We start from the raw sequence: 24,698 nt of genomic DNA, 5'->3' as shown, positions 1-24,698 counted from the left end.
TTACTCTGCGGTGTGAGCGGCGGTGGCGCAGGCGGGTTTGCCGGCAGCGTATTTAAGGCTTGGGTCGACCAGGGCATCGAAGTGTTTCAGGGCTTCGGAACCGATCAGCAGCGGGTATTGGAACGCGCTGCGGTCAGTGAGGTTCACTTCAATGGTGCGCAAGGCGTTCCCCATGCAGATATTCAGGGCAATGACAGGGCGAGCGGTGTACGCCTTGCCTTCATCCGGGTTGTAGTCGCCAGCCCGTCGCTTGATTTTGCTGACGCGGGCCAGTGGGCGTTCTATCGGATGCGAATGCGCCGCATCGATGGCCAGGTAGAAGCGCACCCAGGATTCGCCATTGCGCTTGAAGCGCTTGATGTCGCGAGCGCTGAGCGAGGCGGTCTTGGCGCCGGTGTCGAGCTTGGCGGCAACCTCAAGGTCGATGTCGGCAAGGCGGGCGTATTCGTTAAGGCCGTAGACCGTCTTGTCATTGGCTTGGCTCAGCGCCGGCAATAAAGAAAGGCTGAGCAACAGTAGAAGGGGCGTGAGTCTCATAAATCCTGGCGCGGTGCTGTGCGATGTTCGGGTCAAGGCGACTGGCAGTACTGCGCAACCTTCCTCGTTCATCTGCCATAAAAAGATGACAGACACACTATCCATGCCCCAAAGGAGGCGGCGGCATTCTATCACGCTGGTGTGCATGTGCCAGCGGCTGGCATAAGACAACATGGAAGACCTCCATGTTCGTTATTAGACGATTGTCGACAATGTTTATTTTGTCTTTGACTGGCGAGCGTTATTTGGCTAGTTTTGGCCCTATTGATTTTGAAGGTGTCGACAATATGCTGGACGCAAGCCAAGCACCCGGCGTTACGCAGGATGACTCGGAAACCCTTTCCGAAAACGTTTTCCGGCGCATTCAGGCGGCCATCGTCAAGGGCGAGATCGCCCCGGGCAGTAAAATTTCCGAGCCTGAGCTGGCGCGCACCTACGGTATCAGCCGTGGGCCATTGCGTGAGGCGATTCACCGCCTGGAGGGCCAGCGCCTGCTGGTGCGAGTTCCCCATGTCGGCGCACGGGTGGTTTCGCTCAGCCATGCCGAGTTGATCGAGCTGTACGAAATTCGCGAATCCCTGGAAGGCATGGCCTGTCGCCTGGCTGCCGAGCGAATGAGCGTAGCCGATATCGACGAACTGCGCCGGGTGCTTGATACCCATGAGCGCGACGCTACCTTCCAGGCCGGGCTGGGTTACTACCAGCAAGAAGGCGATTTCGACTTCCATTACCGAATCATCCAGGGCAGTGGCAACCGCACCCTGGTGCAGATGCTCTGTGGCGAGCTGTATCAACTGGTGCGCATGTACCGCATCCAGTTCTCCGCAACGCCCAATCGGCCACGCCAGGCGTTCGCCGAGCACCACCGTATTCTCGATGCCATCGCCGACCGTGACGGTGAACTGGCCGAGCTCCTGATGCGCCGCCATATCGGCGCCTCCAAACGCAATATCGAGCGTCATTACCTGGACGCCAACAGCCCACGAGGTGAGTCATGAGTCAGAAAAGCAGTCCCGGCCAGCGCTTTCGCGACGCGGTCGCTACCGAGCATCCTCTGCAAGTGGTAGGGGCGATCAACGCCAACCATGCTCTCTTGGCCAAGCGTGCCGGTTTCAAGGCGATCTACCTGTCCGGTGGCGGTGTTGCGGCCGGCTCCCTCGGCCTGCCTGACCTGGGTATTACCGGCCTGGACGACGTGCTGACCGACGTACGCCGTATTACCGATGTGTGCGACCTGCCGCTGTTGGTGGATGTCGACACCGGTTTTGGCTCTTCGGCGTTCAACGTGGCGCGTACCGTCAAGTCGATGATCAAGTTCGGCGCGGCCGCGATTCACATCGAGGACCAGGTGGGTGCCAAGCGCTGTGGTCACCGCCCTAACAAGGAGATCGTCTCTCAGCAGGAGATGGTTGACCGCATCAAGGCCGCTGTTGACGCCCGTACTGATGACAGCTTCGTGATCATGGCGCGTACCGACGCGCTGGCCGTAGAAGGCCTGGAGTCTGCCCTGGACCGCGCAGCGGCCTGCATCGAAGCGGGTGCTGACATGATCTTCCCAGAGGCGATCACTGAGCTTGAGATGTACCGTACTTTCGCTGCCCGGGTGAAAGCGCCGATTCTGGCCAACATCACCGAGTTCGGCGCGACCCCGCTGTACACCACCGAAGAGTTGGCCTCTGCCGATGTTTCGCTGGCGCTGTACCCGCTGTCGGCGTTCCGTGCCATGAACAAGGCCGCTGAAAACGTCTACAACGCACTGCGTCGCGACGGCACCCAGAAGAATGTTGTCGACACCATGCAAACCCGCATGGAGCTGTACGACGCCATTGATTACCACGTGTTCGAGCAGAAGCTCGATGCCCTGTTCGCTCAGAAAAAGAGCTGAATGAAGGCTTGAACCCGTAATCAGCTTACGTTTCCCATAACAAATTCAAGATTGGAGAAAAGCAATGGCCGAAGCAAAAGTACTCAGCGGTGCCGGCCTGCGCGGTCAAGTTGCCGGGCAAACCGCACTGTCTACCGTAGGCCAGGCCGGTGCCGGCCTGACCTACCGCGGCTATGATGTGCGCGAGCTTGCCGAGCACGCTTTGTTCGAAGAAGTTGCCTACCTGCTGCTCTACGGAGAGCTGCCGACCAAGGCGCAACTGGCTGCCTATCAGAGCAAGCTTAAGACCCTGCGTGACCTGCCGCAGGCGTTGAAGGAAGTGCTGGAGCGCATTCCTGCCGCCGCCCACCCTATGGATGTCATGCGTACCGGCTGCTCGGTACTGGGCACCCTGGAGCCTGAGCTGACGTTCGAGCAGCAACGTGAAAAGACCGATCGCCTGCTGGCGGTGTTCCCGGCCATCATGTGCTACTGGTACCGCTTCACCCACGACGGCGTGCGCATCAATTGCGTCAGTGACGAAGAAACCCTGGGTGGTCACTTCCTGCACCTGCTGCATGACAAGAAGCCGAGCGACCTGCACGTCAAGGTGATGAACGTTTCGCTGATCCTTTATGCAGAGCACGAGTTCAACGCCTCGACGTTCACCGCCCGTGTTTGTGCCTCGACGCTTTCGGACCTGTATTCCTGCATCACCGCAGCCATTGGTTCGCTGCGTGGCCCGCTGCATGGTGGTGCCAACGAAGCAGCCATGGAAATGATCGAGCGCTTCTCTACGCCTGAGGATGCCATCAGCGGCACCTTGGCCATGCTGGAGCGCAAAGACAAGATCATGGGCTTCGGTCATGCGATCTACAAAGAGTCCGATCCGCGTAACGAAGTGATCAAGGGCTGGGCAAAACAATTGGCCGATGAAATGGGCGATACCGTGCTGTACCCGGTATCCGAAGCCATCGACAAGACCATGTGGGAGCAGAAGCGCCTGTTCCCGAACGCCGACTTCTACCATGCCTCGGCTTACCACTTCATGGGTATTCCGACCAAGCTGTTCACGCCGATCTTCGTGTGTTCGCGCCTGACCGGCTGGGCTGCTCACGTCTTCGAGCAGCGCGGCAACAACCGCATCATTCGTCCAAGCGCCGAGTACACCGGCGTTGAACAGCGTAAGTTCGTGCCAATCGAGCAACGCTGAGAAGGGTGAAGCTGAACAGGATGTGCTTGCAGGTCCCGGCAAGGCCGGCTCCTGCAGGCGCTGTTCAGCGTTACCTACCGCTGACCTTTCCGTGATTGAGTCCCGCGCCATGAACACAGCATTTCGCAAGAACCTGCCCGGCACCCGCCTGGATTACTTTGACGCCCGTGCGGCTGTCGATGCAATTCAGCCCGGCGCCTACGACAAGCTGCCCTACACCTCCCGCGTGCTGGCAGAAAACCTGGTTCGCCGTTGCGACCCGGCCACCCTGAACGCTTCGTTGAGCCAGTTGATCGAGCGCAAGCGCGACCTCGACTTCCCCTGGTTCCCGGCGCGGGTGGTGTGCCATGACATTCTCGGCCAAACCGCGCTGGTCGACTTGGCGGGTCTGCGTGACGCCATCGCCGATATGGGCGGTGACCCGGCCAAGGTCAACCCGGTAGTACCGGTACAACTGATCGTCGACCACTCGTTGGCCGTGGAGTGTGGTGGTTTCGATCCGGATGCCTTCGCCAAGAACCGCGCCATCGAAGACCGCCGCAACGAAGACCGTTTTCACTTCATCAACTGGACCAAGCAGGCGTTTAAGAACGTCGATGTGATCCCGCCAGGCAATGGCATCATGCACCAGATCAACCTGGAGCGGATGTCGCCGGTGATCCACAGCACAGACGGTGTGGCCTTCCCGGATACGCTGGTCGGTACTGACAGCCACACCCCGCATGTCGACGCACTGGGCGTAATCGCCATTGGTGTTGGCGGCCTTGAGGCCGAGAACGTGATGCTGGGTCGTGCGTCCTGGATGCGCCTGCCGGATATCATCGGCGTCGAGCTGTCGGGCAAGCCACAGCCAGGCATTACCGCCACCGACGTGGTGCTGGCGCTGACCGAATTCCTGCGTAAGGAAAAGGTCGTGGGTGCCTACCTTGAGTTCTATGGCGAGGGCGCGCGTGCACTGACCCTGGGTGACCGTGCAACCATTTCCAACATGGCCCCGGAGTATGGCGCCACGGCGGCGATGTTCTCCATTGACCAGCAAACCATCGACTACCTGAAACTCACCGGTCGTGAAGACGAACAAGTGAAGCTGGTCGAGACCTATGCGAAGGTCGCGGGCTTGTGGTCCGACAGCCTGGCGCATGCCGAGTACGAGCGTGTGCTGCGTTTTGACCTGTCCAGCGTCGTGCGCAACATGGCTGGCCCGTCCAACCCGCACGCTCGCGTGGCAACCAGCGACCTGGCCGCCAAAGGCATTGCCGGTCAGTGGGAAGAAGTCCCTGGCCAGATGCCCGATGGCGCTGTGATTATCGCTGCCATCACCAGCTGCACCAACACCAGCAACCCGCGCAACGTTATTGCTGCCGGCCTGCTGGCGCGTAACGCGAACAAGCTGGGCCTGACCCGTAAGCCGTGGGTGAAGTCCTCGCTGGCGCCAGGCTCCAAAGCGGTAGCCCTGTACCTGGATGAAGCCGGCCTGACGTCCGAGCTGGAACAGATGGGCTTCGGCATCGTGGCGTTCGCCTGCACCACCTGCAACGGCATGTCCGGTGCGCTGGACCCTAAAATCCAGCAGGAAATCATTGACCGCGACCTGTACGCCACGGCAGTGCTTTCGGGTAACCGCAACTTCGATGGTCGTATTCACCCGTATGCCAAGCAGGCCTTCCTGGCATCGCCGCCGCTGGTGGTTGCTTACGCCATTGCCGGTACCATCCGTTTCGATATCGAAAAAGATGTGCTGGGCGTGGTCGATGGCAAGGAAATCCGCCTGAAAGACATCTGGCCGACTGACGAAGAAATCGATGCCGTGGTCAAGGCATCGGTGAAGCCAGAGCAGTTCCGCAAGGTCTACATTCCGATGTTCGCCATCCACGAAGACACTGGCCCGAAAGTCGAGCCACTGTATGACTGGCGCCCAATGAGCACCTACATTCGTCGTCCGCCATACTGGGAAGGCGCGTTGGCGGGCGAGCGCACCCTCAAGGGTATGCGCCCGCTGGCGGTGCTGCCGGACAACATCACCACGGATCACCTGTCGCCATCCAACGCCATCATGCTGGACAGCGCTGCGGGCGAATACCTGGCCAAGATGGGCTTGCCTGAAGAGGACTTCAACTCTTATGCGACCCACCGTGGCGACCACCTGACCGCCCAGCGTGCGACCTTCGCCAACCCGAAACTGTTCAACGAAATGGTTCAGGAAAACGGCAAGGTCAAGCAAGGTTCGCTGGCGCGGATCGAGCCGGAAGGCAAGGTCACTCGCATGTGGGAAGCCATCGAGACCTACATGGAGCGCAAGCAGCCGCTGATCATCGTCGCCGGTGCCGACTACGGTCAGGGTTCGTCCCGTGACTGGGCGGCCAAGGGCGTACGCCTGGCCGGTGTCGAAGCCATCGTTGCCGAAGGTTTCGAGCGTATTCACCGTACCAACCTGGTGGGCATGGGTGTCTTGCCGCTGGAGTTCAAGCCGGGCGTCAACCGCAAGACCCTGGGTATCGACGGCACTGAGACCTTTGATGTGGTGGGTTCGCGTACCCCGCGTGCCACGCTGACGCTGGTGATCAACCGCAAGAACGGCGAGCGGGTCGAAGTGCCGGTCACTTGCCGTCTCGATACCGGCGAAGAAGTGTCGATCTACGAAGCGGGCGGTGTATTGCAGCGCTTTGCCCAGGACTTCCTCGAGTCGGCTGGCGCCAAGTGATGTAGGCGCCTGCAGGGGCGGCAGTGTTTGCCCCTTCAGGCACACCGCTGATTATGTGGGGGGCGGCCATGCCGTCCCCTGCGACGGGCGAGCAGTATCCAACAGGACAAGATTCCCATGGCTCACGTACCGCAGATCAAGATTCCCGCTACCTACATCCGTGGCGGCACCAGCAAAGGCGTGTTCTTCCGCCTTCAGGATTTACCCGAGAGCGCCCAGATCCCGGGCGCAGAGCGTGACGCGCTGTTGCTTCGCGTGATTGGCAGCCCGGACCCGTATGGCAAGCAGATCGATGGCATGGGTGGAGCAACCTCCAGCACCAGCAAGACGGTCATCCTTTCGCGCAGTATCAAGCCGGACCATGATGTCGATTACCTGTTCGGTCAGGTCTCCATCGACAAGCCATTTGTCGACTGGAGCGGCAACTGTGGCAACCTGTCGGCAGCGGTCGGCTCCTTTGCCATCAGCAGTGGTCTGGTCGATGCCAGCCGCGTGCCGCAGAACGGCATCGCGACCGTGCGCATCTGGCAGGTCAATATCGGCAAGACCATCATCGCCCATGTACCGATCACCGAGGGTGAGGTTCAGGAGACCGGTGACTTTGAGCTCGACGGTGTGACCTTCCCGGCTGCCGAAGTACAGCTTGAGTTCCTCGACCCGGCCGCCGAGGAAGAGGGCGCTGGTGGTTCGATGTTCCCAACCGGCAATCTGGTTGACGACCTCGAGGTGCCGGGTGTCGGCGTGCTCAAGGCGACCCTGATCAACGCCGGTATCCCGACCATTTTCGTTCAGGCCGAAGCCGTAGGCTGCACGGGCACCGAGCTTCAGGACGCAATCAACGGCGACCCAGCAGCATTGGCCAAGTTCGAGACCATTCGTGCTTACGGTGCGCTGCGTATGGGGCTCATCAAGCACCTGGACGAAGCTGCCAAGCGTCAGCACACGCCGAAGGTTGCGTTTGTTGCGGCGCCTGCTGACTACATCGCTTCCAGTGGCAAACCGGTCGCGGCGAAAGACGTCGACCTGCTGGTTCGTGCGCTGTCCATGGGTAAGCTGCACCACGCCATGATGGGCACAGCGGCGGTTGCCATCGGTACCGCTGCAGCCATTCCGGGTACGCTGGTGAACCTGGCAGCTGGTGGTGGTGCGCGCAGCGCTGTGCGTTTCGGTCACCCTTCGGGTACCTTGCGGGTAGGCGCTGAAGCTGTTCAGGAAAACGGCGAGTGGACAGTGACCAAGGCCATCATGAGTCGCAGTGCGCGTGTATTGATGGAAGGTTGGGTGCGTGTGCCCGGCGACGCCTTCTAAAAGCGTCTAGCGTGCTTTTACTGTCGCCGACAAGGCGTGCTTCCCAGCGGGAGCAAGGCTTGTCGGCGATGCTGTTTTCAGTGCGAGCGTAACTGCGGCGCCCGGCATAACCTCAAATGGGGTTACAGGTATTTGAGAATGCGCCCTTGAAAATGCACAGTGTCCCCTGTTTCCGTGTTCAGGAAGAGCGTTTGTGCAGATCGGGCTGCTGGGGTAAACGAGCTCCAGAAGCCGCCTCTTGGTTCACTCACTGCTGAGACGCGGTAACCGCGCTGATCGCGCAGCACGAACTCGAACGTTGCGGGGTTGTCGTTGTCGCCCTCAAGCTCGACTTTCCAGAAGTCGCAAACCTCGGCCACTTGATAGAACCCCAGATAGCCATTGCGGCTCACGCCGACCTTTGCGCCACTGTAGGCGCCGTCGGGTGCTGCGCTGATGTTGTAATGGATGCGATCTTCAATGTGTTCGATGAAATCGAAACGAAAGGCCACATTGGGTTCGTCCTGCTCACTCTGTATAAGCCAGCCATCCCCCGCAACAGAGTTATCCTTCAGGTACCCAACCGGGTAGAGGTACTCTCCTGTTGTGCTCACCAGTGTGGCAATAAATGATTTTCCGCTGATGTCGGCCATGTCAGGCTTCCTGTGCTGGTTGTGGTGTTAAGCGCGTCCTTGGCGCTGTGCCAACATAAGCCAGCGGAAGAGCCGTATTCAGTCGGAAACACACCCTCAGCGCTTTTATGCGCGGGGTGTCAGTGAGTACGCGGCGCTTGCATCGCGGGCAAGCCCGGCTCCTACAGGGTTGTGTGGCAGGCTTGCCAGCCCTGTGGGGCTCAGAAAAAAAATGCCCCGACAGGTCGGGGCATTTGTTTTGTAGCTGCTGCAAGCTGCGTTTTCACGCAGCCTGCAATGGCTAAGTCAGCTTAGGCTTGAACGACCGGGATGTTGGCGTTCGCAGCGGCTTCACGGAACTCAGCGATCTGGTCGAAGCTCAGGTAGCGGTAAACGTCGGCAGCCATGCTGTCGATGTTCTTCGCGTACGCCATGTACTCCTCGACGGTCGGCAGTTTGCCCAGGATGGACGCGACTGCAGCCAGTTCGGCGGAGGCCAGGTATACGTTGGCACCATCACCCAGACGGTTCGGGAAGTTACGGGTCGAAGTCGACACAACGGTCGAGTTCGCAGCAACGCGAGCCTGGTTACCCATGCACAGCGAGCAGCCCGGCATTTCCATGCGCGCGCCAGCCTTGCCGTAGATGCCGTAGTAGCCTTCTTCGGTCAGCTGGTGAGCGTCCATCTTGGTTGGCGGCGACAGCCACAGGCGAGTTGGGATCGAGCCTTTGACCTTCTCCAGCAGCTTGCCGGCAGCGCGGAAGTGACCGATGTTGGTCATGCACGAACCGATGAACACTTCGTCGATTTTCTCGCCCTGTACGGTCGAGAGCAGACGGGCGTCGTCCGGGTCGTTCGGGGCGCAGAGCACAGGCTCTTTGACGTCGGCCAGATCGATTTCGATGATCTCGGCGTATTCGGCGTCCTTGTCGGCTTCCAGCAGAACTGGGTTGGCCAGCCAGGCTTCCATCGCTTGGGCGCGACGTTCCATGGTGCGTGCATCGCCGTAGCCTTCGCTGATCATCCAGCGCAGCAGGGTGATGTTCGACTTCAGGTACTCGGCGATCGCTTTTTCTGGCAGCTTGATGGTGCAACCTGCAGCGGAACGCTCAGCCGAGGCGTCAGACAGTTCGAACGCTTGCTCGACAGTCAGTTCGTCCAGGCCTTCGATTTCCAGGATGCGGCCGGAGAAGGCGTTGATCTTGCCTTTCTTCTCGACGGTCAGCAGGCCTTTCTGGATGGCGTAGTAAGGGATGGCATGAACCAGGTCACGCAGGGTGATGCCAGGTTGCAGTTTGCCCTTGAAGCGCACCAGGATCGACTCTGGCATGTCCAGCGGCATGACGCCGGTGGCAGCAGCGAAGGCGACCAGGCCGGAACCGGCCGGGAAGGAGATGCCGATCGGGAAGCGGGTGTGCGAGTCGCCGCCGGTGCCGACGGTGTCAGGCAGCAGCATGCGGTTCAGCCAGCTGTGGATGATGCCGTCGCCTGGACGCAGGGACACGCCGCCACGGGTGCGGATGAAATCCGGCAGGGTGTGGTGGGTGGTGACGTCGATTGGCTTCGGATAGGCCGCGGTGTGGCAGAACGACTGCATGACCAGGTCAGCGGAGAAGCCCAGGCACGCCAGGTCTTTCAGCTCGTCACGGGTCATTGGGCCAGTGGTGTCCTGGGAGCCCACGGTGGTCATCTTGGGCTCGCAGTAGGTGCCTGGACGAACGCCAGTCACGCCGCAGGCCTTGCCGACCATTTTCTGTGCCAGGGTGTAGCCTTTGCCGGTGTCGACAGGCTGCTCTGGTTTCTGGAACAGGTCGGAAACCGGCAGACCCAGCTCGGTACGAGCCTTGTCAGTCAGGCCACGGCCTACGATCAGAGGGATACGGCCGCCAGCGCGGACTTCGTCGAGCAGCACCGGGGTCTTCAGTTCGAAGGTGGTGATGACTTCGTCGGTGCCGTGCTTGCAGACTTTACCGGCGTGTGGGTACACGTCGATCACGTCGCCCATGTTCAGGTTCGATACGTCGAACTCGATTGGCAGTGCGCCAGCATCTTCCATGGTGTTGTAGAAGATCGGAGCGATTTTCGAGCCGAAGCAGAAACCGCCAGCGCGCTTGTTCGGAACGTACGGAATGTCGTCGCCGAAGAACCACAGAACCGAGTTGGTTGCGGACTTGCGGGACGAGCCGGTGCCAACCACGTCGCCGACGTAGGCAACCGGGAAGCCCTTGGCTTTGACTTCTTCGATTTGCTTGAGCGGGCCGATTGCGCCTTGTTGCTCAGGCACGATGCCGTCACGCGCCATTTTCAGCATGGCCAGGGCGTGCAGCGGGATGTCAGGGCGCGACCAGGCGTCCGGGGCAGGGGACAGGTCGTCGGTGTTGGTTTCGCCAGGTACCTTGAAGACAGTCAGGCTGTACTTCTCGGCGATGGCAGGCTTGCTGGTGAACCACTCACCGGCGGCCCAGGATTCCAGAACGGCCTTGGCGTGAACATTGCCGGCCTTGGCTTTTTCAGCCACGTCGTGGAAGGCATCGAACATCAGCAGGGTGTGCTTGAGCTGTTCGGCAGCAACAGCCGCCAGTTCGGCGTTGTCCAGCAGTTCAACCAGCGTGGCGATGTTGTAGCCACCTTGCATGGTGCCCAGCAGTTCGACGGCGCGTTTCTTGTCGATCAGTGGGGACTTGGCTTCGCCCTTGGCGACGGCAGACAGGAAGCCGGCCTTGACGTAGGCGGCTTCGTCCACTCCTGGTGGAACGCGGTTGGTGATCAGGTCGACGAGGACGGCTTCTTCGCCAGCAGGGGGATTCTTCAGCAGCTCGACCAGGCCTGCGGTTTGTTCGGCGTTAAGCGGCTGGGGCACGATACCCTGGGCGGCACGCTCTTCGATGTGTTTGCGGTAGGCTTCAAGCACAGTTATTACCCTCATCAGTGGTCCCAAATGGGTGTCCGGGACGCTCATCCAGAAATTCCGGTACCCATGCGCAATACGGCTTTTTGGGCCGCGTAGCCAGGGTTACAGGAAATCCTTACAGAAGCTGCTTTCAAAGTTTTACGCCTGTAGAACGGAGGCTGATGAGGGCTGGCGCGGGCATTCGACTGTCGAATCTCCCGCACCAACGCCGTTCTACCGGATGAACTGTGCTCGTGACGCTTTGAAAACAGCTTCTAACGGACATTGGCGCCTTTAAAAGGCCGGATGATTCTACGGTAAAAAGTCGACAAAGGTAAGGCGAGTGCAATGACTTTGCGGGGTGACCACCGTTAGACAAAGGGCTAACATGGCGGCCTGTCCTGTCGCCTTGCTGTTGATCCCCCATGCCCAATCATTCCATCAAGACGCCTTGCGTCGGCCTTTGCTCCACTGTCTACGGCGACCTGGTGTGCCGCGGCTGCAAGCGCTTTCATCATGAAGTGATCCAGTGGAACGGTTACAGCGAAGAGGAAAAACGCGCGGTCTGGATGCGCCTGGAGCAACTGTTGGTCCAGGTGATGACGGCCAAGCTGGAAGTCTTCGATAGTGCGCGCCTGCGCCAGCAACTGGAGCAGCGACAGATTCGCTTCGTGCCGCAGCAGTCGGAGTATTGCTGGGCGTATCAACTGATTGCCCGAGGAGCGCGGGTGATCCGCGATGTGGAAGCCTACGGCATGGTTCTGCTGCCGGAGTTTCGTGAGTGGGAGTTGCCGCAGTTGCGCGATGCGATTGATCGCGAATTCTTCCTGCTGTCCGAGGCTCACTACCAGCGCTATATCGCGCCGGGCTTTTTGAAGAACGGGCTGGGCTGATACAGCGGGTCGGAGCCGGCGATGCCGGCCCCGACGGTGGCTAGCCTTTGGCCAGTTCTGCCAGGTGGTCGGCAGCTTCTTCGCTCTTGAGCACCAGTACATCGCTTTCCAGTGCGTCGAGTACCACCTCGGCGGTATTGCCGATCAGGGCGCCGGTGATGCCTGTGCGGGCCACCGTGCCGATCACGGTGAGCACGGCGTCCAGTTCTTTCACGTAGTGAGGAATCAGTACATCGGCCGGGCCTTCGGCGACATGCAGGCGTTCGTCGCTGATATCAAACTCCGCCTGGAACGCCTTGCACTCTTCGCGGTAGCGGGCCTCGATGGTTTCCTTGAGCTGATAGATCGGGTCGGCTGCCGAGAGCATGGGCGAGGGGTGGGCGCTGACGACATGCAGTTGGCCTTTGGCCAGGGTGGCGATCTCATAGCTGTGGTCGACGATGCGCTTGTGCAAGCGGCGATGGTGTTCATCATGGTTGCCGACATCCACGGCGGCCAGAATGACGCCGTTGGTCCAGGGCCTTTCGTGCTTGACCATCAGGACGGCGCACGGGCATAGACGCAAAAGCTTCCAGTCCGATGGCGTGAGCAGGGCTTTTTTCAGCGGGTTGTCCGGGCGATGCTCCTTGATCACCAGTTCGCAGCCCTCGGCCTGCTGCACGTCGATGATCGACTCGTGCAGGGTGTCGTGCCAGGTCTGCTCGTAGGTGACGTTGTTGTAGCCATCGTCGTGAAGCTGGCTGCACAGCAGGCTGAGCAGGGCGCTGTGGTCTTGTTTCTTGTCGCACATCAACAGGTGCAAGCGGGCACCTGTGGCGCCGGCGATGAGTTTTGCCCGGGTCAGAGCCCGGCTGTGGGCGTGCGTCGGGTCAAGTACCACCAGGATGCTGCGGACGGCTTGCATGAGCATGAACTCCCTTCTTCAATAGCGACCAATGACTGACTATAGTCGGCGCTCGATGGATCGGGTGTTGATACACATCAAGCATAGCCGGTGGTGATCGTCGCCTGCGTGCGTATAATTGCCGGCTTTGTCGTCGTCCTGTCCGTGAGCACCATGCACCTTATTCCCGAAATCGATGCGTTCCTGGCCTGCCGTACCCCTGATGCCTGGGTGGAGGCTGCGTTGGCCGATCAGGAGACGATGCTGATCGACCACAAGAATTGTGAGTTCAAGGCTGCCAGTACCGCCATGAGCCTGATGGCCAAATACAATACGCACATTGACCTGATCAACATGATGTCGCGCCTGGCCCGCGAAGAATTGGTCCACCATGAGCAGGTGTTACGCCTGATGAAGCGGCGCAAAATCGCCTTGCGGCCGGTCTCGGCAGGTCGCTATGCGTCGGGCTTGCGGGCGGTGGTGCGTAACCATGAACCGGTAAAGCTGGTCGACACCCTGGTGGTCGGTGCCTTTATCGAGGCGCGCAGTTGTGAGCGTTTCGCTGCCGTAGTGCCGCACTTGGACGAGGAACTGGGCAAGTTTTATCACGGCTTGCTCAAGAGTGAGGCTCGGCATTTTCAGGGCTACCTGAAACTGGCATATCAGTACGGTGAAGAAGCTGATGTCGACCGGGCGGTAGAGAAGGTCCGGGCGGCCGAAGCGGAGCTGATCACCGCGCCGGACAACGAGTTCCGCTTCCATAGCGGCGTTCCCAGCTGGCAGTAACGGCCCGCACGCCATGCGGTGCCTGCGGGGGCCGCTGTACCCCACGTCCAGACCCTGCTGATTGCGCTTTGCCCGCCCGCGAAAAGGGGTATGGCCCCGGCCTTGTTGGTGATGGTGTCACCGGCATGCCTCTGCCCGGGCAGGGCGTGCCGACGACAGGTGTTCAGCGGAAAGCGAACGGTGCCAGTTGAAAGCCTTGCTCATCCACCTGCAAGGCCCAGCCCTGACGGTCCCAGTCCCCCAGTACGATACGCCGTGCTGGCGTATTGCCCAGCGCCAGTTTGTGAATCGCCGGGCGATGGGTGTGCCCGTGCACCAGGGTGCGCACGCCATGCTGCTGCATGACCCGTGGCACTTCCTCGGGCGTCACATCGACAATGTCGTTGGCCTTCATGCGGGTTTGCGTACGGCTTTCGCTGCGCAGCTTGCCCGCCAGTTTCTGGCGTGTACTCAGCGGCAAATGCCGCAGAACCCACAGGCTGAGCGGGTTGCGCAGGTAGCGGCGCAGCTTCATGTAGGCCAGGTCACGGGTACACAGGCTGTCGCCGTGCATCAGTAACACCGGTTCACCACCCATTTCGACCACGCAGGGATCGTTCAGCAAGGTGCAGTCCGCCGCCTTGCAGAACGCCTGGCCGATCAGGAAGTCGCGGTTGCCATGCATCAGGAAAATCTGCGTGCCACTGTCGCTCAAGGCGCGCAGGGCCTGACAGATGGATGCCTGGTAAGGCGTCATGGCGTCGTCGCCGATCCAGGCTTCGAAAAAATCGCCAAGAATGTACAGCGCCTGGGCCTGTCGGGCGCGGCCCTCAAGCAGATCAAGAAACGCCCGGGTAATGTCCGGGCGTTCTTCTTGCAGGTGCAGATCGGAGATCAGCAGTATCACTCAATGATCTCGGCTTTCTCGATGATCACGTCGTCTTTCGGTACGTCCTGGTGGCCGGCCTTGGAGCCGGTAGGGACCGCCTTGATCTTGTCGACGACGTCCTGGCCTTCGATCACTTCACCGAATACGGCATAGCCCCAGCCTTGCACGTTCTTGCCGCTGTGGTTGAGGAAATCGTTGTTGGCAACGTTGATGAAGAACTGCGCCGAGGCCGAATGCGGCTCCATGGTACGGGCCATGGCGATGGTGTACTTGGCGTTGCTCAGGCCGTTGTCCGCTTCGTTCTGGATGCTTGGACGCTTGTCTTTCTTTTCTTTCATGCCAGGCTCGAAACCGCCGCCCTGGATCATGAAGTTGCCGATGACGCGGTGGAAAATGGTGTTCGAGTAGTGGCCGGCGTTGACGTACTCGATGAAGTTGGCCACGGTAATCGGGGCCTTTTCGGCGTTCAGTTGCAGGACGATGTCGCCGTGGTTGGTGCTCAGTTTGACTTTGGACATGCTGAAATTCGCTCTTTTCAAGGCAATTGAAATAGGTTGCGCAGGATCGCGTAATAACCCTGACGCTCAGTCTACAGGCGGCGATACGCGGTTCGCGGCTGTTTTTTTGCAATGGCGGTCAATATTCGCGCCTGTTTGTCGGTGCTGACCTGTCGGCAGCTTGACTGCTTCGGCTATGATAAGCGCTTTGATTTAGTCGGCCTACCCTGGTCGTGTACCCGTATTCAAGGATCCTATGAGCAAGCCCACTGCTGACACCGCTCCCAACGCCGCTGCCAAAGGCGCTCCCGCTGTCCCTGCGAACTTCTTGCGACCGATCGTGCAGGCTGACCTGGACTCGGGCAAGCACAGCAGCATCGTCACCCGTTTCCCGCCAGAGCCCAATGGTTACCTGCACATCGGCCACGCCAAGTCGATCTGTGTGAACTTTGGCCTGGCCGAGGAGTTCGGTGGTGCCTGTCACCTGCGTTTCGATGACACCAACCCGGCCAAAGAGGACCAGGAGTACATCGATGCGATCCAGAGCGACGTCAAGTGGCTGGGCTTTCAGTGGACCGGTCCGGTGCGTTATGCCTCCGACTACTTCGGCCAGCTCCATGCGTGGGCCGTCGAGCTGATCAAGGCCGGCAAGGCCTATGTCTGCGACCTGACCCCGGAGCAGGCCCGCGAGTACCGTGGCAACCTGACCGAGCCAGGCAAGAACAGCCCGTTCCGTGAGCGTTCGGTCGAGGAAAACCTGGACCTGTTCGCCCGCATGAAGGCTGGCGAGTTCAAGGACGGCGAGCGTGTGCTGCGGGCCAAGATCGACATGGCTTCGCCGAACATGAACATGCGCGACCCGATCCTCTATCGTATTCGTCACGCCCATCACCACCAGACCGGTGACACGTGGTGCATCTACCCGAACTATGACTTCACCCATGGCCAATCCGACGCCATCGAAGGCATTACCCATTCGATCTGCACCCTCGAATTCGAAGGCCACCGCCCGTTGTACGAGTGGTTCCTGGACAACCTGCCGGTGCCGGCCAAGCCGCGCCAGTACGAGTTCAGCCGCCTGAACCTGAACTACACCATTACCAGCAAGCGCAAGCTCAAGCAGTTGGTCGACGAGCAGCACGTCAACGGCTGGGATGACCCGCGCATGTCGACGCTGTCCGGTTTCCGTCGTCGTGGCTACACCCCGGCTTCGATCCGCAACTTCTGCGACATGATCGGTACCAACCGTTCCGACGGTGTCGTCGACATGGCCATGCTCGAATTCAGCATCCGTGATGACCTCGATCGTACCGCACCACGTGCGATGTGCGTGCTGCGCCCGTTGAAAGTGGTCATTACCAACTACCCGGAAGGCCAGGTCGAGCAGCTCGAACTGCCATGCCATCCGAAGGAAGACATGGGCGTTCGTGTCCTGCCCTTCGCTCGCGAGCTCTACATCGACCGCGACGATTTCATGGAAGAGCCGCCAAAAGGTTACAAGCGCCTGGAGCCTGCCGGTGAAGTGCGCCTGCGTGGCAGCTACGTGATTCGTGCCGACGAGGCCATCAAGGACGCCGACGGCAACATCGTCGAGCTGCGTTGCTCGTACGACCCGGACACCCTCGGCAAGAACCCGGAAGGCCGCAAGGTCAAAGGCGTCATCCACTGGGTGCCGGCGGCTGAGAGCGTCGAGTGTGAAGTACGCCTTTATGATCGTCTGTTCCGCTCCGCCAACCCGGAGAAAACCGAGGAGGGCGGCAGCTTCCTGGACAACATCAATCCCGATTCGCTGCAGGTGCTGAGTGGTTGTCGGGCGGAACCTTCTCTGGGCAAGGCCCAGGCTGAAGACCGCTTCCAGTTCGAGCGCGAAGGTTACTTCTGCGTCGACATGAAAGACTCCCAACCGGGCCGCCCGGTGTTCAACCGCACCGTGACCCTGCGCGATTCGTGGGGCAGCTAAGGAATCCTCGTGCTTACCATCTACAACACCCTGACCAAGAGCAAGGAAGTCTTCACCCCGCTGGAAGGCAACAAGGTACGGATGTACGTCTGCGGCATGACCGTGTACGACTTCTGCCACCTGGGCCATGGTCGCAGCATGGTCGCGTTCGATCTGGTCACCCGCTGGCTGCGTTATAGCGGCTACGACCTGACCTACGTGCGCAACATCACCGACATCGACGACAAGATCATCAACCGTGCCAACGAGAACGGCGAGTCGTTCGACGCCTTGACCGCACGCATGATCGACGCGATGCATGAAGACGAGCGCCGGCTGAACATCCTGCCTCCAGATCAGGAGCCGCGTGCCACCGATCATATCGCCGGCATGCACGCGATGATCCAGACCCTGATCGACAAGGGCTATGCCTACGCGCCGGGTAATGGTGACGTGTACTACCGGGTCGGCAAGTTTGTCGGCTACGGCAAGCTGTCGCGCAAGAAGATCGAAGACCTGCGTATCGGCGCACGGATCGAGGTTGACGAAGCCAAGCAGGACCCGCTGGACTTCGTCCTCTGGAAAGGCGTCAAGCCGGGTGAGCCGAGCTGGCCGTCGCCATGGGGCCCAGGGCGTCCAGGCTGGCATATCGAGTGCTCGGTGATGTCCACCTGCTGCCTGGGCGAGAGCTTCGACATTCATGGTGGCGGCAACGACCTGGAGTTCCCGCACCACGAGAACGAAATCGCCCAGAGCGAAGCGGCAACCGGCAAGCCATACGCCAAGGCCTGGATGCACTGCGGGATGATTCGCATCAATGGCGAGAAGATGTCCAAGTCCTTGAACAACTTCTTCACCATTCGCGATGTGCTTGAGAAGTATCACCCGGAAGTGGTCCGTTACCTGCTGGTATCGAGCCACTACCGCAGCTCGATCAACTACTCCGAAGACAGCCTGCGTGAGTCCAAGGGTGCGCTGGAGCGCTTCTATCATGCACTGCGTGGCCTGCCGCTGGTTCCGGCGCAAGGTGGCGAAGAGTATGTCGAGCGCTTCAAGGTCGCGATGAACGACGACTTTGGCACGCCTGAAGCCTGTGCGGTGCTGTTCGACCTGGTACGCGAGATCAACCGTGTGCGTGAAGCTGAGCCGCAGATCGCTGCCGGTCTTGCTGCTCGCCTGCGCGAGCTGGCGGGGCTGCTGGGTGTGTTGCAGCTGGATGCCGATGACTTCCTGCGTGCGGGCGCCGAGGGTCGTGTCGATGCCGCCGAGGTTGAAGCACTGATCCAGGCGCGTCTGCAGGCGCGGACCAACAAGGATTGGGCCGAGTCCGACCGTATCCGTGATCAGCTGACCGCCATGGGCGTGGTGCTTGAAGACAGCAAGGGCGGCACTACCTGGCGCCTGGCTGACTGACCGGCTGCGCCCTCGCAGGCAAGCCTGCTCCCACTGTGGGAGCGGGTCTTGCCCGCGATGCGAACGCCGCGCACTCACGGACACCGCTCCGACGCCATCGCAGGCAAGCCAGCTCCAACAGAGCCCGCGCTAGCTGTAGGAGCGGGTCTTGCCCGCGATGCAGGCGCCGCAAACTCATGGGTACCCCACCGATGCCCTCGCCAGTGCTACCGGCGACAATGCAGCACGAGCTTGGCGCCACCCAGCGCGCTTTCTCCTATCTCCAGATCGAACCCATGCAGGTCGACGATCGCTGCAACGATCGACAGGCCCAGGCCAAACCCTGGGTGCCGATGACCTTCCTCGCTGCGATAAAACCGTTTTAACACCGCCTGGCGCTCGTCTTCCGGAATGCCGGGGCCGCTGTCCTGTACCTCGATATGCACGCCCTGTGCATCGCTGTGGGCGCTCAGTGCCACCTGGCCGTGGGCCGGGGTGAACTTGATCGCATTGCTCAGCAGGTTGGCCAGTGCCTCGAACAGCAATTCGCGGTCGCCGTGCAGGCTGGGCAGTTGGTTGGGTATCTGCAGGCTCAGGTTGATGTCGCCGTCTTCAGCCAATGGAAGGTAGAAGTCGTACAGCTCCAGCAGCAGTGCATGCGGGTCCAGTTCGACGAACCCGGCACGGCGTTGACGGTCTTCCAGTTCGCTGATGCGCAGCAGGCCGCGAAAGCGCGCCATCAGCGTGTCGGTTTCCGCGATAGCGTGGTCCAGTTGCTGGGTTTGTGCGGAGTCGTCGCCCGCTTGTTGGCGAATGCGGTAAAGCTGGGCGCGCAGGCGGGTGAGGGGGGTACGCAGGTCGTGGGCAATGTTGTCGCAGACACCCTTGACCTCGTGCATCAACCGTTCGATACGGTCGAGCATGGCGTTGACGATGGCCGCCAGCATGTCCAGCTCGTCACGCCGCGCGGACAGGGGCAGGCGGTGGGTCAGGTCGCCGGCGACGATCTGTTCGGCGCTGGCCTGGATCGCCCGGATGCGTTTGAGCGGGCGACGGCGCAGCAGGTACCAGCCGGCGATGCCTGGAATAATCGTCAGTGAAAGCCCCCAGAGCAGGGCATGCAGGATGATCCGGGTAACCACGAACAGCGAGCCATTGTCACGTACCAGAACCAGCCAGCGGCCGTCAGGGACCTTCAAGGCTACTGCATCGCAACTGTCCTTGGGCAAGTGGGGGGCATCTTCATCCAGGCAGCGGCCAAGCTCATGGATTCTGCCATCCAGGCCCAGCTCCGGGGGAATCTTGCGAATCTCGCCACTGAGTGGATTGAAGGCTGCATCGAACAGGCCGTAGGCATCGAAGCTGCGCTCCTCGAAGGCCTGGCTGGCAATCAGCGCATCATCCAGTTGTTTGCCGCTCATGTGTGCAAACAGGTGCTGGCGTTGTTGCAGCGAGTGCCGCGTGAGTTTGTTCAGGTAGCCGGACACCTCAAAGTACAACACCCCCATGAGGATGCTGCTCCAGGCCACGAAAAGGAAGCTGTACAGCGCCAGCAGGCGACTTGTGGATGAGCTCCAGCCCTTAGACGGGTTCGGCAATGGCATAGCCGGAGCCCCGCACAGTGCGAATCAGCGGCACTTGGCCCGGGGCGTCGATTTTCTTGCGCAGGCGACCGATATGCACGTCGATCAGGTTGGTGCCGGGATCAAAGTGGTAGCCCCAGACTTCCTCGAAAATCATCATGCGGGTGATGACCTGGCCGGCATGGCGCATGAGGAACTCCAGCAGCTTGTACTCGGTCGGTAACAGGTTGAGTGCCAGCTCGCCGCGTCGGGCTTCGTGGCTGATCAGGTCCAGTTCGAGGTCGGCGACCTGCAGGCGAGTCTGTGTGATGCCGGTGTTGTTTCGGCGCAGCAGCACTTCGACCCTGGCGGCCATCTCATCGGACGCAAATGGTTTGGTCAGGTAGTCGTCGCCGCCGGCGCGCAGGCCACGTACCCGCTCATCGACATCGGAGAGGGCGCTGATCATCAGGATCGGCGTGGTGATCTTCAGGTTGCGCAGCGTGGTGACGATCGTCAGGCCGTCGAGCTCAGGCAGCATGCGGTCCAGCGTGATGAGGTCATAGCTGCCGGCGATGGCCTTGGCCAGGCCTTCACGGCCGTTGTTGGCCCAGTCAACCTCTAGGCCATGGCTGGAAAGTTCGGCGACGATCTCCTGGGCGGTGACAGCGTCGTCTTCGATAGTCAGTACGCGAGGCATGCTTTTACCTGGGCGGCGAGTGGAAGCTCGATTGTGCCAAAGAATAGGCGGTGCTCGGGTTAAAGAAAAATTCATCTAGCCGATCGCCGGTACGGCCGAGCGCTTCAGGCCAGAAAAAGAAACCCCGCCGGGAGGCGGGGTTCGGAATCAGGCGACCTTGACGATCCAGCCTTCCGGCGCTTCGACATCGCCACTCTGGATGCCGGTCAGCTCGTTGTAGAGCTTCTGGGTTACCGGGCCGACATCGGTCTCGCTGTAGAACACGTGCAGCTTGCCGTTGTACTCGATGCCACCAATCGGGGTGATCACCGCAGCGGTGCCGCAGGCGCCTGCTTCGGTAAAGCGGTCGAGCTCGTCGATCAGTACGTCGCCTTCGATCACGTTCAGGCCCAGGCGCGATTTCGCCAGTTCGATCAGCGACAGGCGGGTGATGCCAGGCAGCACCGAGGCGGACTTCGGCGTGACGAATTCGTTGTTCTTGGTAATACCAAAGAAGTTGGCCGAGCCGACTTCCTCGATTTTCTTGTGGGTCAGTGGGTCAAGGTAGATGCAGTCGGCGAAGTGGGCTTTCTTGGCCTCGGCACCTGGCATCAGGCTGGCGGCGTAGTTACCACCGACCTTGGCGGCACCGGTGCCTTGTGGCGCGGCGCGGTCATAGCTGGAGATCAGGAAGTTGTGCGGCTTCATGCCGCCCTTGAAGTACGAGCCAACCGGGATCGCGAAGATCGAGAAGATGAACTCGGGCGCGGTACGCACGCCGATGTTGTCGCCTACACCAATGACGAACGGGCGCAGGTACAGCGCACCCTTACCGTAGGGCGGAATGAAGCGCTCGTTGGCCTTGACCACTTGCTTGCAGGCTTCGATGAAGGCTTCGGTCGGTACCTGCGGCATCAGCAGGCGCGCGCAGCTGCGCTGCATGCGCTGGGCGTTCTGGTCAGGGCGGAACAGGTTGATCGAGCCGTCCTTGCAGCGGTAGGCCTTCAGGCCTTCGAAACACTGCTGGCCGTAATGCAGCGCGGTGGAGCCTTCGCTGATGTGCAGGGTGTTGTCTTCGGTCAGGGTGCCCTGGTCCCACTCACCGTTGCGCCAGTGCGACAGGTAGCGCTTGTCGGTCTTGATGTAGTCGAAGCCCAGCTTGTCCCAGTTAATGCTTTCGTTACTCATGGCACCCTCGATCGGTTGGCAAATGCCTGGTTGGTCAGGCGACGCATCTTGCGCAGGCAGCCACGATAATACATCCCGTGCAGATCGGAAACGCCTAGACGTGCATATTGGACGTGCGTAGGTGCCTCTTGCTGCACGGTCTTGGCAATCCGCGCCCGGTGTTCGACTAATGTCGTGGGGCTGACGCGCCGATCATGTCCCAGGCTCGTCAGCCATGCACCTATTGCTCTGACCTGTCTCGGGGCTGTTCCTTGCTCAGCTTGAGCAGGCGTTCTACCCCGATGGGCTCCTCGGCCATCAAGGGGATCACGGCATAGCGTCTGGCGTGCTCACTGGCCACGTGCTCGATTTCCCTGAGCTCATTCTTTGCCCGTCTACGAAGCAGGGGCGATTGGGTTGTGGTGGCCGCGATGCTGTTGTTGATCACCCATGCCCAAGGCTCAATGCCAGCACGCCGCAGGTCGGCTTGCAGGTTGGCCGCTTCAAGTACCGGTGTCGTTTCGGCCAGTGTTACCAGCAATACCTTGGTTTTCTTCGGGTCTTGCAACTGCATCATCGGGGTACTGAAGTGCATGTTGCTGCCTTCCATTTGTCGGGCGATGTCGCGGTGGTAGGCGCCCGTGGCATCCAGCAACAACAGGGTGTGCCCGGTGGGGGCTGTGTCCATGACCACAAACCGCCTGCCGGCCTCCCGAATGACTCTGGAAAACGCCTGGAAGACGGCGATCTCTTCAGTGCAGGGCGAGCGCAGGTCTTCGGCCAAAAGGGCTTTTCCCTGGTCATCCAGGGCTGCGCCTTTGGTGGCCATCACGTGATCGCGATACCGCTGGGTTTCAACCTTCGGATCAATGCGGCTGAGGGTCAGGTTGCTCATTGAGCCGCTCAGGGTGTCGGCCAGATGCGCTGCCGGGTCCGAGGTGGTGAGGTGAACCGGCAAGCCCCGGTGGGCCAGTTCGACGGCCACCGCCGCTGCCAGGGTGGTTTTACCTACGCCACCTTTGCCCATGATCATGACCAGCCCGTGGCCATCCAGGGCGATGTCATCGACGAGGTCGCTCAGGCTTGGCGCATCAATGCGAACGGTGGGGGGCTGAAGGCCTTCAGCGTCACCCTTATCACGCAACAACTGTTTCAGGGCTTCAATGCCGACCAGGTCGAAGGCTTTCAGCGGCAGTTGATCCAGCGGAAGTGGCTTGAGTACGTCAGGCATTTGGGCAAGCGCCAACTGCTCCCGCGCATACACCGCTGCAGCCAGTGGGTCTTTTTCTGCTTCACTGCCGGGCAGCACGCCGTTGACCACCAGGTACTGCTCGCGAAGGCCGAGGGCGGCGAGTTCTTCATGGGTGTGGGCGGCCTCGCGTAGCGCGGCATTTTGTGCTCGAGCGACCAGTACCAGCCGCGTGCGTGCCGGGTCGCAGAGCGCCTCAACCGCCTTGCGGTACTGGTCATGCTGTTTGTCGAGGCCCGCCAGCGGTCCAAGGCAGGAGGCGTCGCCCTTGCCAGCATCAAGAAAGCCACTCCAGGCACCAGGGAGCTGCAGCAGGCGAATGGTATGCCCGGTGGGCGCGGTGTCAAAGATGATGTGTTCATAGGTGTCGGTTTGTCGGGAGCCGACCAGTAGTGCTGTGAACTCGTCGAAGGCCGCAATTTCCGTGGTGCAGGCGCCAGACAATTGCTCTTCCATGTTCTTCACGACACTGGCCTCAAGCACGCCCCGGGCAGGGCCGACAATGCGGTCTCGATAGGCCTGCGCTGCAGCCTGTGGGTCAATTTCGAGCGCTGACAAATTGGCCACTGAGGGCACCGGGGTGATGTGGTTGCCAATGCTGATGCCAAACACTTGTCCAACGTTAGACGCCGGGTCGGTACTCACTAGCAGTACGCGCTGACCTTGTGCGGTGAGCTGCAATGCCGTGGCGCAGGCAATCGAGGTTTTGCCCACACCGCCTTTGCCAGTGAAAAACAGAAAGCGCGGGGCATTTTCAAGAAACTGCATGAGGTGTTCCCTGTCGACGGTTCGGCAATCGCCAAAACCTGTGTTTGGAAATAAACGTGCGCATCAGTCTAGTGCCTGTCAGGGCAAGGCAATCACAGGGTGCCCAGGTTTCTTGCTGCGGAACCTGCTCCGGGCTTGAATCGGCATGACCTCTTGACAATAAGTTGTACAAAAAACGGCGAAGCGTCGCATTAAGCTGTACAAAACAAATTTTATGTACAACTATTTTGAAGTGCCGCTGTGCATGCAGTACCGAATGCCAGAGAAACCAACATTTCGGCGTTGTCAGAAAAGGTAGAGCCATGCCATGGACAGATCGCTATTTCCCCTGCTGCGTCAGTGTCTGACGCGCGTGGTCGACCGCAGGACCTTGGGCTTGTTGTTCAGCGCCCTGTTGTTGTGCAGCCCCGGTGCTTTCGCCAGTTGGCAGGCGCTGCTGCCCGGTGGTCGTCTGATCGGTAGCGCCGAGTTTCGGCTCTATGGTTTTCGTGTGTACAACGCGAGCCTGTGGGGCGCTTCGGCCCAGGTGGACTATCAGCAACCCTTTGCGCTTGAGCTGACCTATCACCGGTCGATTACCCGTGCCCAATTGGTAGACGTCAGCGTTGATGAAATACGTCGACTACGGGGCGGGTCGGTCGATGAAGCGCAACTCAAGCTGTGGCAGGCACAGATGGCGCGGGCCTTTGTCGATGTCGAACCGGGGCAGCGGATCATCGGGGTGTTCTTGCCCGGTGCCGGTGCGCGGTTCTACGTGGATGATCGTTTGCATTACGAGGTCGCAGACCCTGCGTTTTCGCGGGCGTTCTTTGATATCTGGTTTGACCCGCGTACACGTAACCCTGAGTTACGCCAGCGCTTGCTGGGCGGGCAATGACGATGAGGGTAAG

Annotated in this window: 20 protein-coding genes; 10 read left to right on the top strand and 10 right to left on the bottom strand. The window is 60.4% G+C overall.

The window, feature by feature from the left end:
• Complete coding sequence (rloA, locus tag UIA24_RS17310) at window positions 1–537, bottom strand: retropepsin-like aspartic peptidase RloA (protein WP_099776593.1); 537 nt, start codon at window positions 535–537, stop codon at window positions 1–3.
• Between the two features lie 287 nt (window positions 538–824).
• Between rloA and UIA24_RS17305 the strand changes: the two genes are divergently transcribed.
• The 5 genes from UIA24_RS17305 to prpF all read left to right on the top strand — a co-directional run bounded on the left by UIA24_RS17305 (window position 825) and on the right by prpF (window position 7,623).
• On the top strand, window positions 825–1,535 hold the full coding sequence (locus UIA24_RS17305; protein ID WP_065759490.1) for a GntR family transcriptional regulator: 711 nt from the start codon (window positions 825–827) through the stop codon (window positions 1,533–1,535).
• A complete protein-coding gene (gene prpB, locus UIA24_RS17300) occupies window positions 1,532–2,422 on the top strand; it encodes a methylisocitrate lyase (RefSeq protein ID WP_065759489.1) in 891 nt (296 codons plus the stop codon). Before UIA24_RS17305 ends, prpB begins: the two co-directional genes overlap by 4 nt.
• Window positions 2,423–2,486: 64 nt before the next feature.
• The gene (gene prpC / locus UIA24_RS17295; RefSeq protein ID WP_065759488.1) at window positions 2,487–3,614 is read left to right on the top strand and encodes a bifunctional 2-methylcitrate synthase/citrate synthase; all 1,128 of its coding nucleotides are present in this window, start codon (window positions 2,487–2,489) and stop codon (window positions 3,612–3,614) included.
• A gap of 109 nt (window positions 3,615–3,723) precedes the next feature.
• Window positions 3,724–6,315: a Fe/S-dependent 2-methylisocitrate dehydratase AcnD gene (gene acnD, locus UIA24_RS17290; protein ID WP_065759487.1), complete on the top strand. Its 2,592-nt coding sequence runs from the start codon at window positions 3,724–3,726 to the stop codon at window positions 6,313–6,315.
• Window positions 6,316–6,432: 117 nt separating this feature from the next.
• Window positions 6,433–7,623, top strand: a complete 1,191-nt coding sequence (prpF, locus tag UIA24_RS17285; protein WP_102052580.1) for a 2-methylaconitate cis-trans isomerase PrpF — start codon at window positions 6,433–6,435, stop codon at window positions 7,621–7,623.
• 122 nt (window positions 7,624–7,745) lie between these two features.
• Here prpF and UIA24_RS17280 read toward each other — a convergent pair whose 3' ends face one another.
• Together UIA24_RS17280 and acnB are read right to left on the bottom strand one after the other, a co-directional pair.
• A complete protein-coding gene (locus UIA24_RS17280; RefSeq protein ID WP_099774049.1) occupies window positions 7,746–8,255 on the bottom strand; it encodes a hypothetical protein in 510 nt (169 codons plus the stop codon).
• A 290-nt stretch (window positions 8,256–8,545) separates the two neighbouring features.
• On the bottom strand, window positions 8,546–11,146 hold the full coding sequence (acnB, locus tag UIA24_RS17275; protein ID WP_065759484.1) for a bifunctional aconitate hydratase 2/2-methylisocitrate dehydratase: 2,601 nt from the start codon (window positions 11,144–11,146) through the stop codon (window positions 8,546–8,548).
• A gap of 404 nt (window positions 11,147–11,550) precedes the next feature.
• On the opposite strand from acnB, the gene UIA24_RS17270 reads away from it, so the two are divergent.
• On the top strand, window positions 11,551–12,018 hold the full coding sequence (locus UIA24_RS17270; RefSeq protein WP_065759483.1) for a DUF1289 domain-containing protein: 468 nt from the start codon (window positions 11,551–11,553) through the stop codon (window positions 12,016–12,018).
• A 40-nt stretch (window positions 12,019–12,058) separates the two neighbouring features.
• On the opposite strand, the gene UIA24_RS17265 is transcribed toward UIA24_RS17270, so the two are convergent.
• Window positions 12,059–12,922 carry a universal stress protein gene (locus tag UIA24_RS17265; RefSeq protein ID WP_065759482.1) on the bottom strand — a complete coding sequence of 288 codons (864 nt, stop codon included), beginning with the start codon at window positions 12,920–12,922 and terminating at the stop codon, window positions 12,059–12,061.
• 153 nt (window positions 12,923–13,075) lie between these two features.
• Between UIA24_RS17265 and UIA24_RS17260 the strand changes: the two genes are divergently transcribed.
• Window positions 13,076–13,687: a tRNA-(ms[2]io[6]A)-hydroxylase gene (locus UIA24_RS17260; RefSeq protein ID WP_065759504.1), complete on the top strand. Its 612-nt coding sequence runs from the start codon at window positions 13,076–13,078 to the stop codon at window positions 13,685–13,687.
• 163 nt (window positions 13,688–13,850) lie between these two features.
• On the opposite strand, the gene UIA24_RS17255 is transcribed toward UIA24_RS17260, so the two are convergent.
• Together UIA24_RS17255 and UIA24_RS17250 are read right to left on the bottom strand one after the other, a co-directional pair.
• Window positions 13,851–14,573, bottom strand: a complete 723-nt coding sequence (locus tag UIA24_RS17255) for a UDP-2,3-diacylglucosamine diphosphatase (RefSeq protein ID WP_330523428.1) — start codon at window positions 14,571–14,573, stop codon at window positions 13,851–13,853.
• A complete protein-coding gene (locus UIA24_RS17250; protein WP_065759480.1) occupies window positions 14,570–15,073 on the bottom strand; it encodes a peptidylprolyl isomerase in 504 nt (167 codons plus the stop codon). The genes UIA24_RS17255 and UIA24_RS17250 overlap by 4 nt, the downstream gene beginning before the upstream one ends.
• 235 nt (window positions 15,074–15,308) lie before the next feature.
• Here UIA24_RS17250 and UIA24_RS17245 point away from each other — a divergent pair, with 235 nt between their 5' ends.
• Window positions 15,309–17,012, top strand: a complete 1,704-nt coding sequence (locus tag UIA24_RS17245; RefSeq protein WP_065759479.1) for a glutamine--tRNA ligase/YqeY domain fusion protein — start codon at window positions 15,309–15,311, stop codon at window positions 17,010–17,012.
• A gap of 9 nt (window positions 17,013–17,021) precedes the next feature.
• Window positions 17,022–18,404 carry a cysteine--tRNA ligase gene (gene cysS / locus UIA24_RS17240; protein WP_065759478.1) on the top strand — a complete coding sequence of 461 codons (1,383 nt, stop codon included), beginning with the start codon at window positions 17,022–17,024 and terminating at the stop codon, window positions 18,402–18,404.
• Between the two features lie 206 nt (window positions 18,405–18,610).
• Here the strand turns inward: cysS and UIA24_RS17235 are convergent, their stop codons facing one another.
• The 4 genes from UIA24_RS17235 to arsA form a co-directional block, all read right to left on the bottom strand.
• Window positions 18,611–19,987 (bottom strand): sensor histidine kinase, encoded by a 1,377-nt coding sequence (locus UIA24_RS17235; RefSeq protein ID WP_330523427.1) that lies wholly within the window; start codon window positions 19,985–19,987, stop codon window positions 18,611–18,613.
• The gene (locus tag UIA24_RS17230) at window positions 19,965–20,645 is read right to left on the bottom strand and encodes a response regulator transcription factor (protein WP_065759476.1); all 681 of its coding nucleotides are present in this window, start codon (window positions 20,643–20,645) and stop codon (window positions 19,965–19,967) included. Before UIA24_RS17230 ends, UIA24_RS17235 begins: the two co-directional genes overlap by 23 nt.
• A gap of 147 nt (window positions 20,646–20,792) precedes the next feature.
• Window positions 20,793–21,812 (bottom strand): branched-chain amino acid aminotransferase, encoded by a 1,020-nt coding sequence (locus tag UIA24_RS17225; RefSeq protein ID WP_065759475.1) that lies wholly within the window; start codon window positions 21,810–21,812, stop codon window positions 20,793–20,795.
• Between the two features lie 220 nt (window positions 21,813–22,032).
• The gene (gene arsA / locus UIA24_RS17220) at window positions 22,033–23,808 is read right to left on the bottom strand and encodes an arsenical pump-driving ATPase (protein ID WP_330523426.1); all 1,776 of its coding nucleotides are present in this window, start codon (window positions 23,806–23,808) and stop codon (window positions 22,033–22,035) included.
• A 307-nt stretch (window positions 23,809–24,115) separates the two neighbouring features.
• On the opposite strand from arsA, the gene UIA24_RS17215 reads away from it, so the two are divergent.
• A complete protein-coding gene (locus tag UIA24_RS17215) occupies window positions 24,116–24,685 on the top strand; it encodes a chalcone isomerase family protein (RefSeq protein ID WP_102052577.1) in 570 nt (189 codons plus the stop codon).
• The last annotated feature ends 13 nt before the right edge of the window (window positions 24,686–24,698 follow it).

This window comes from Pseudomonas sp. AL 58 (assembly GCF_036348395.1).
GTDB classification, from domain to species: Bacteria; Pseudomonadota; Gammaproteobacteria; order Pseudomonadales; family Pseudomonadaceae; genus Aquipseudomonas; species Aquipseudomonas defluvii.
This window is presented reverse-complemented; position numbering and strand designations above follow the sequence as displayed.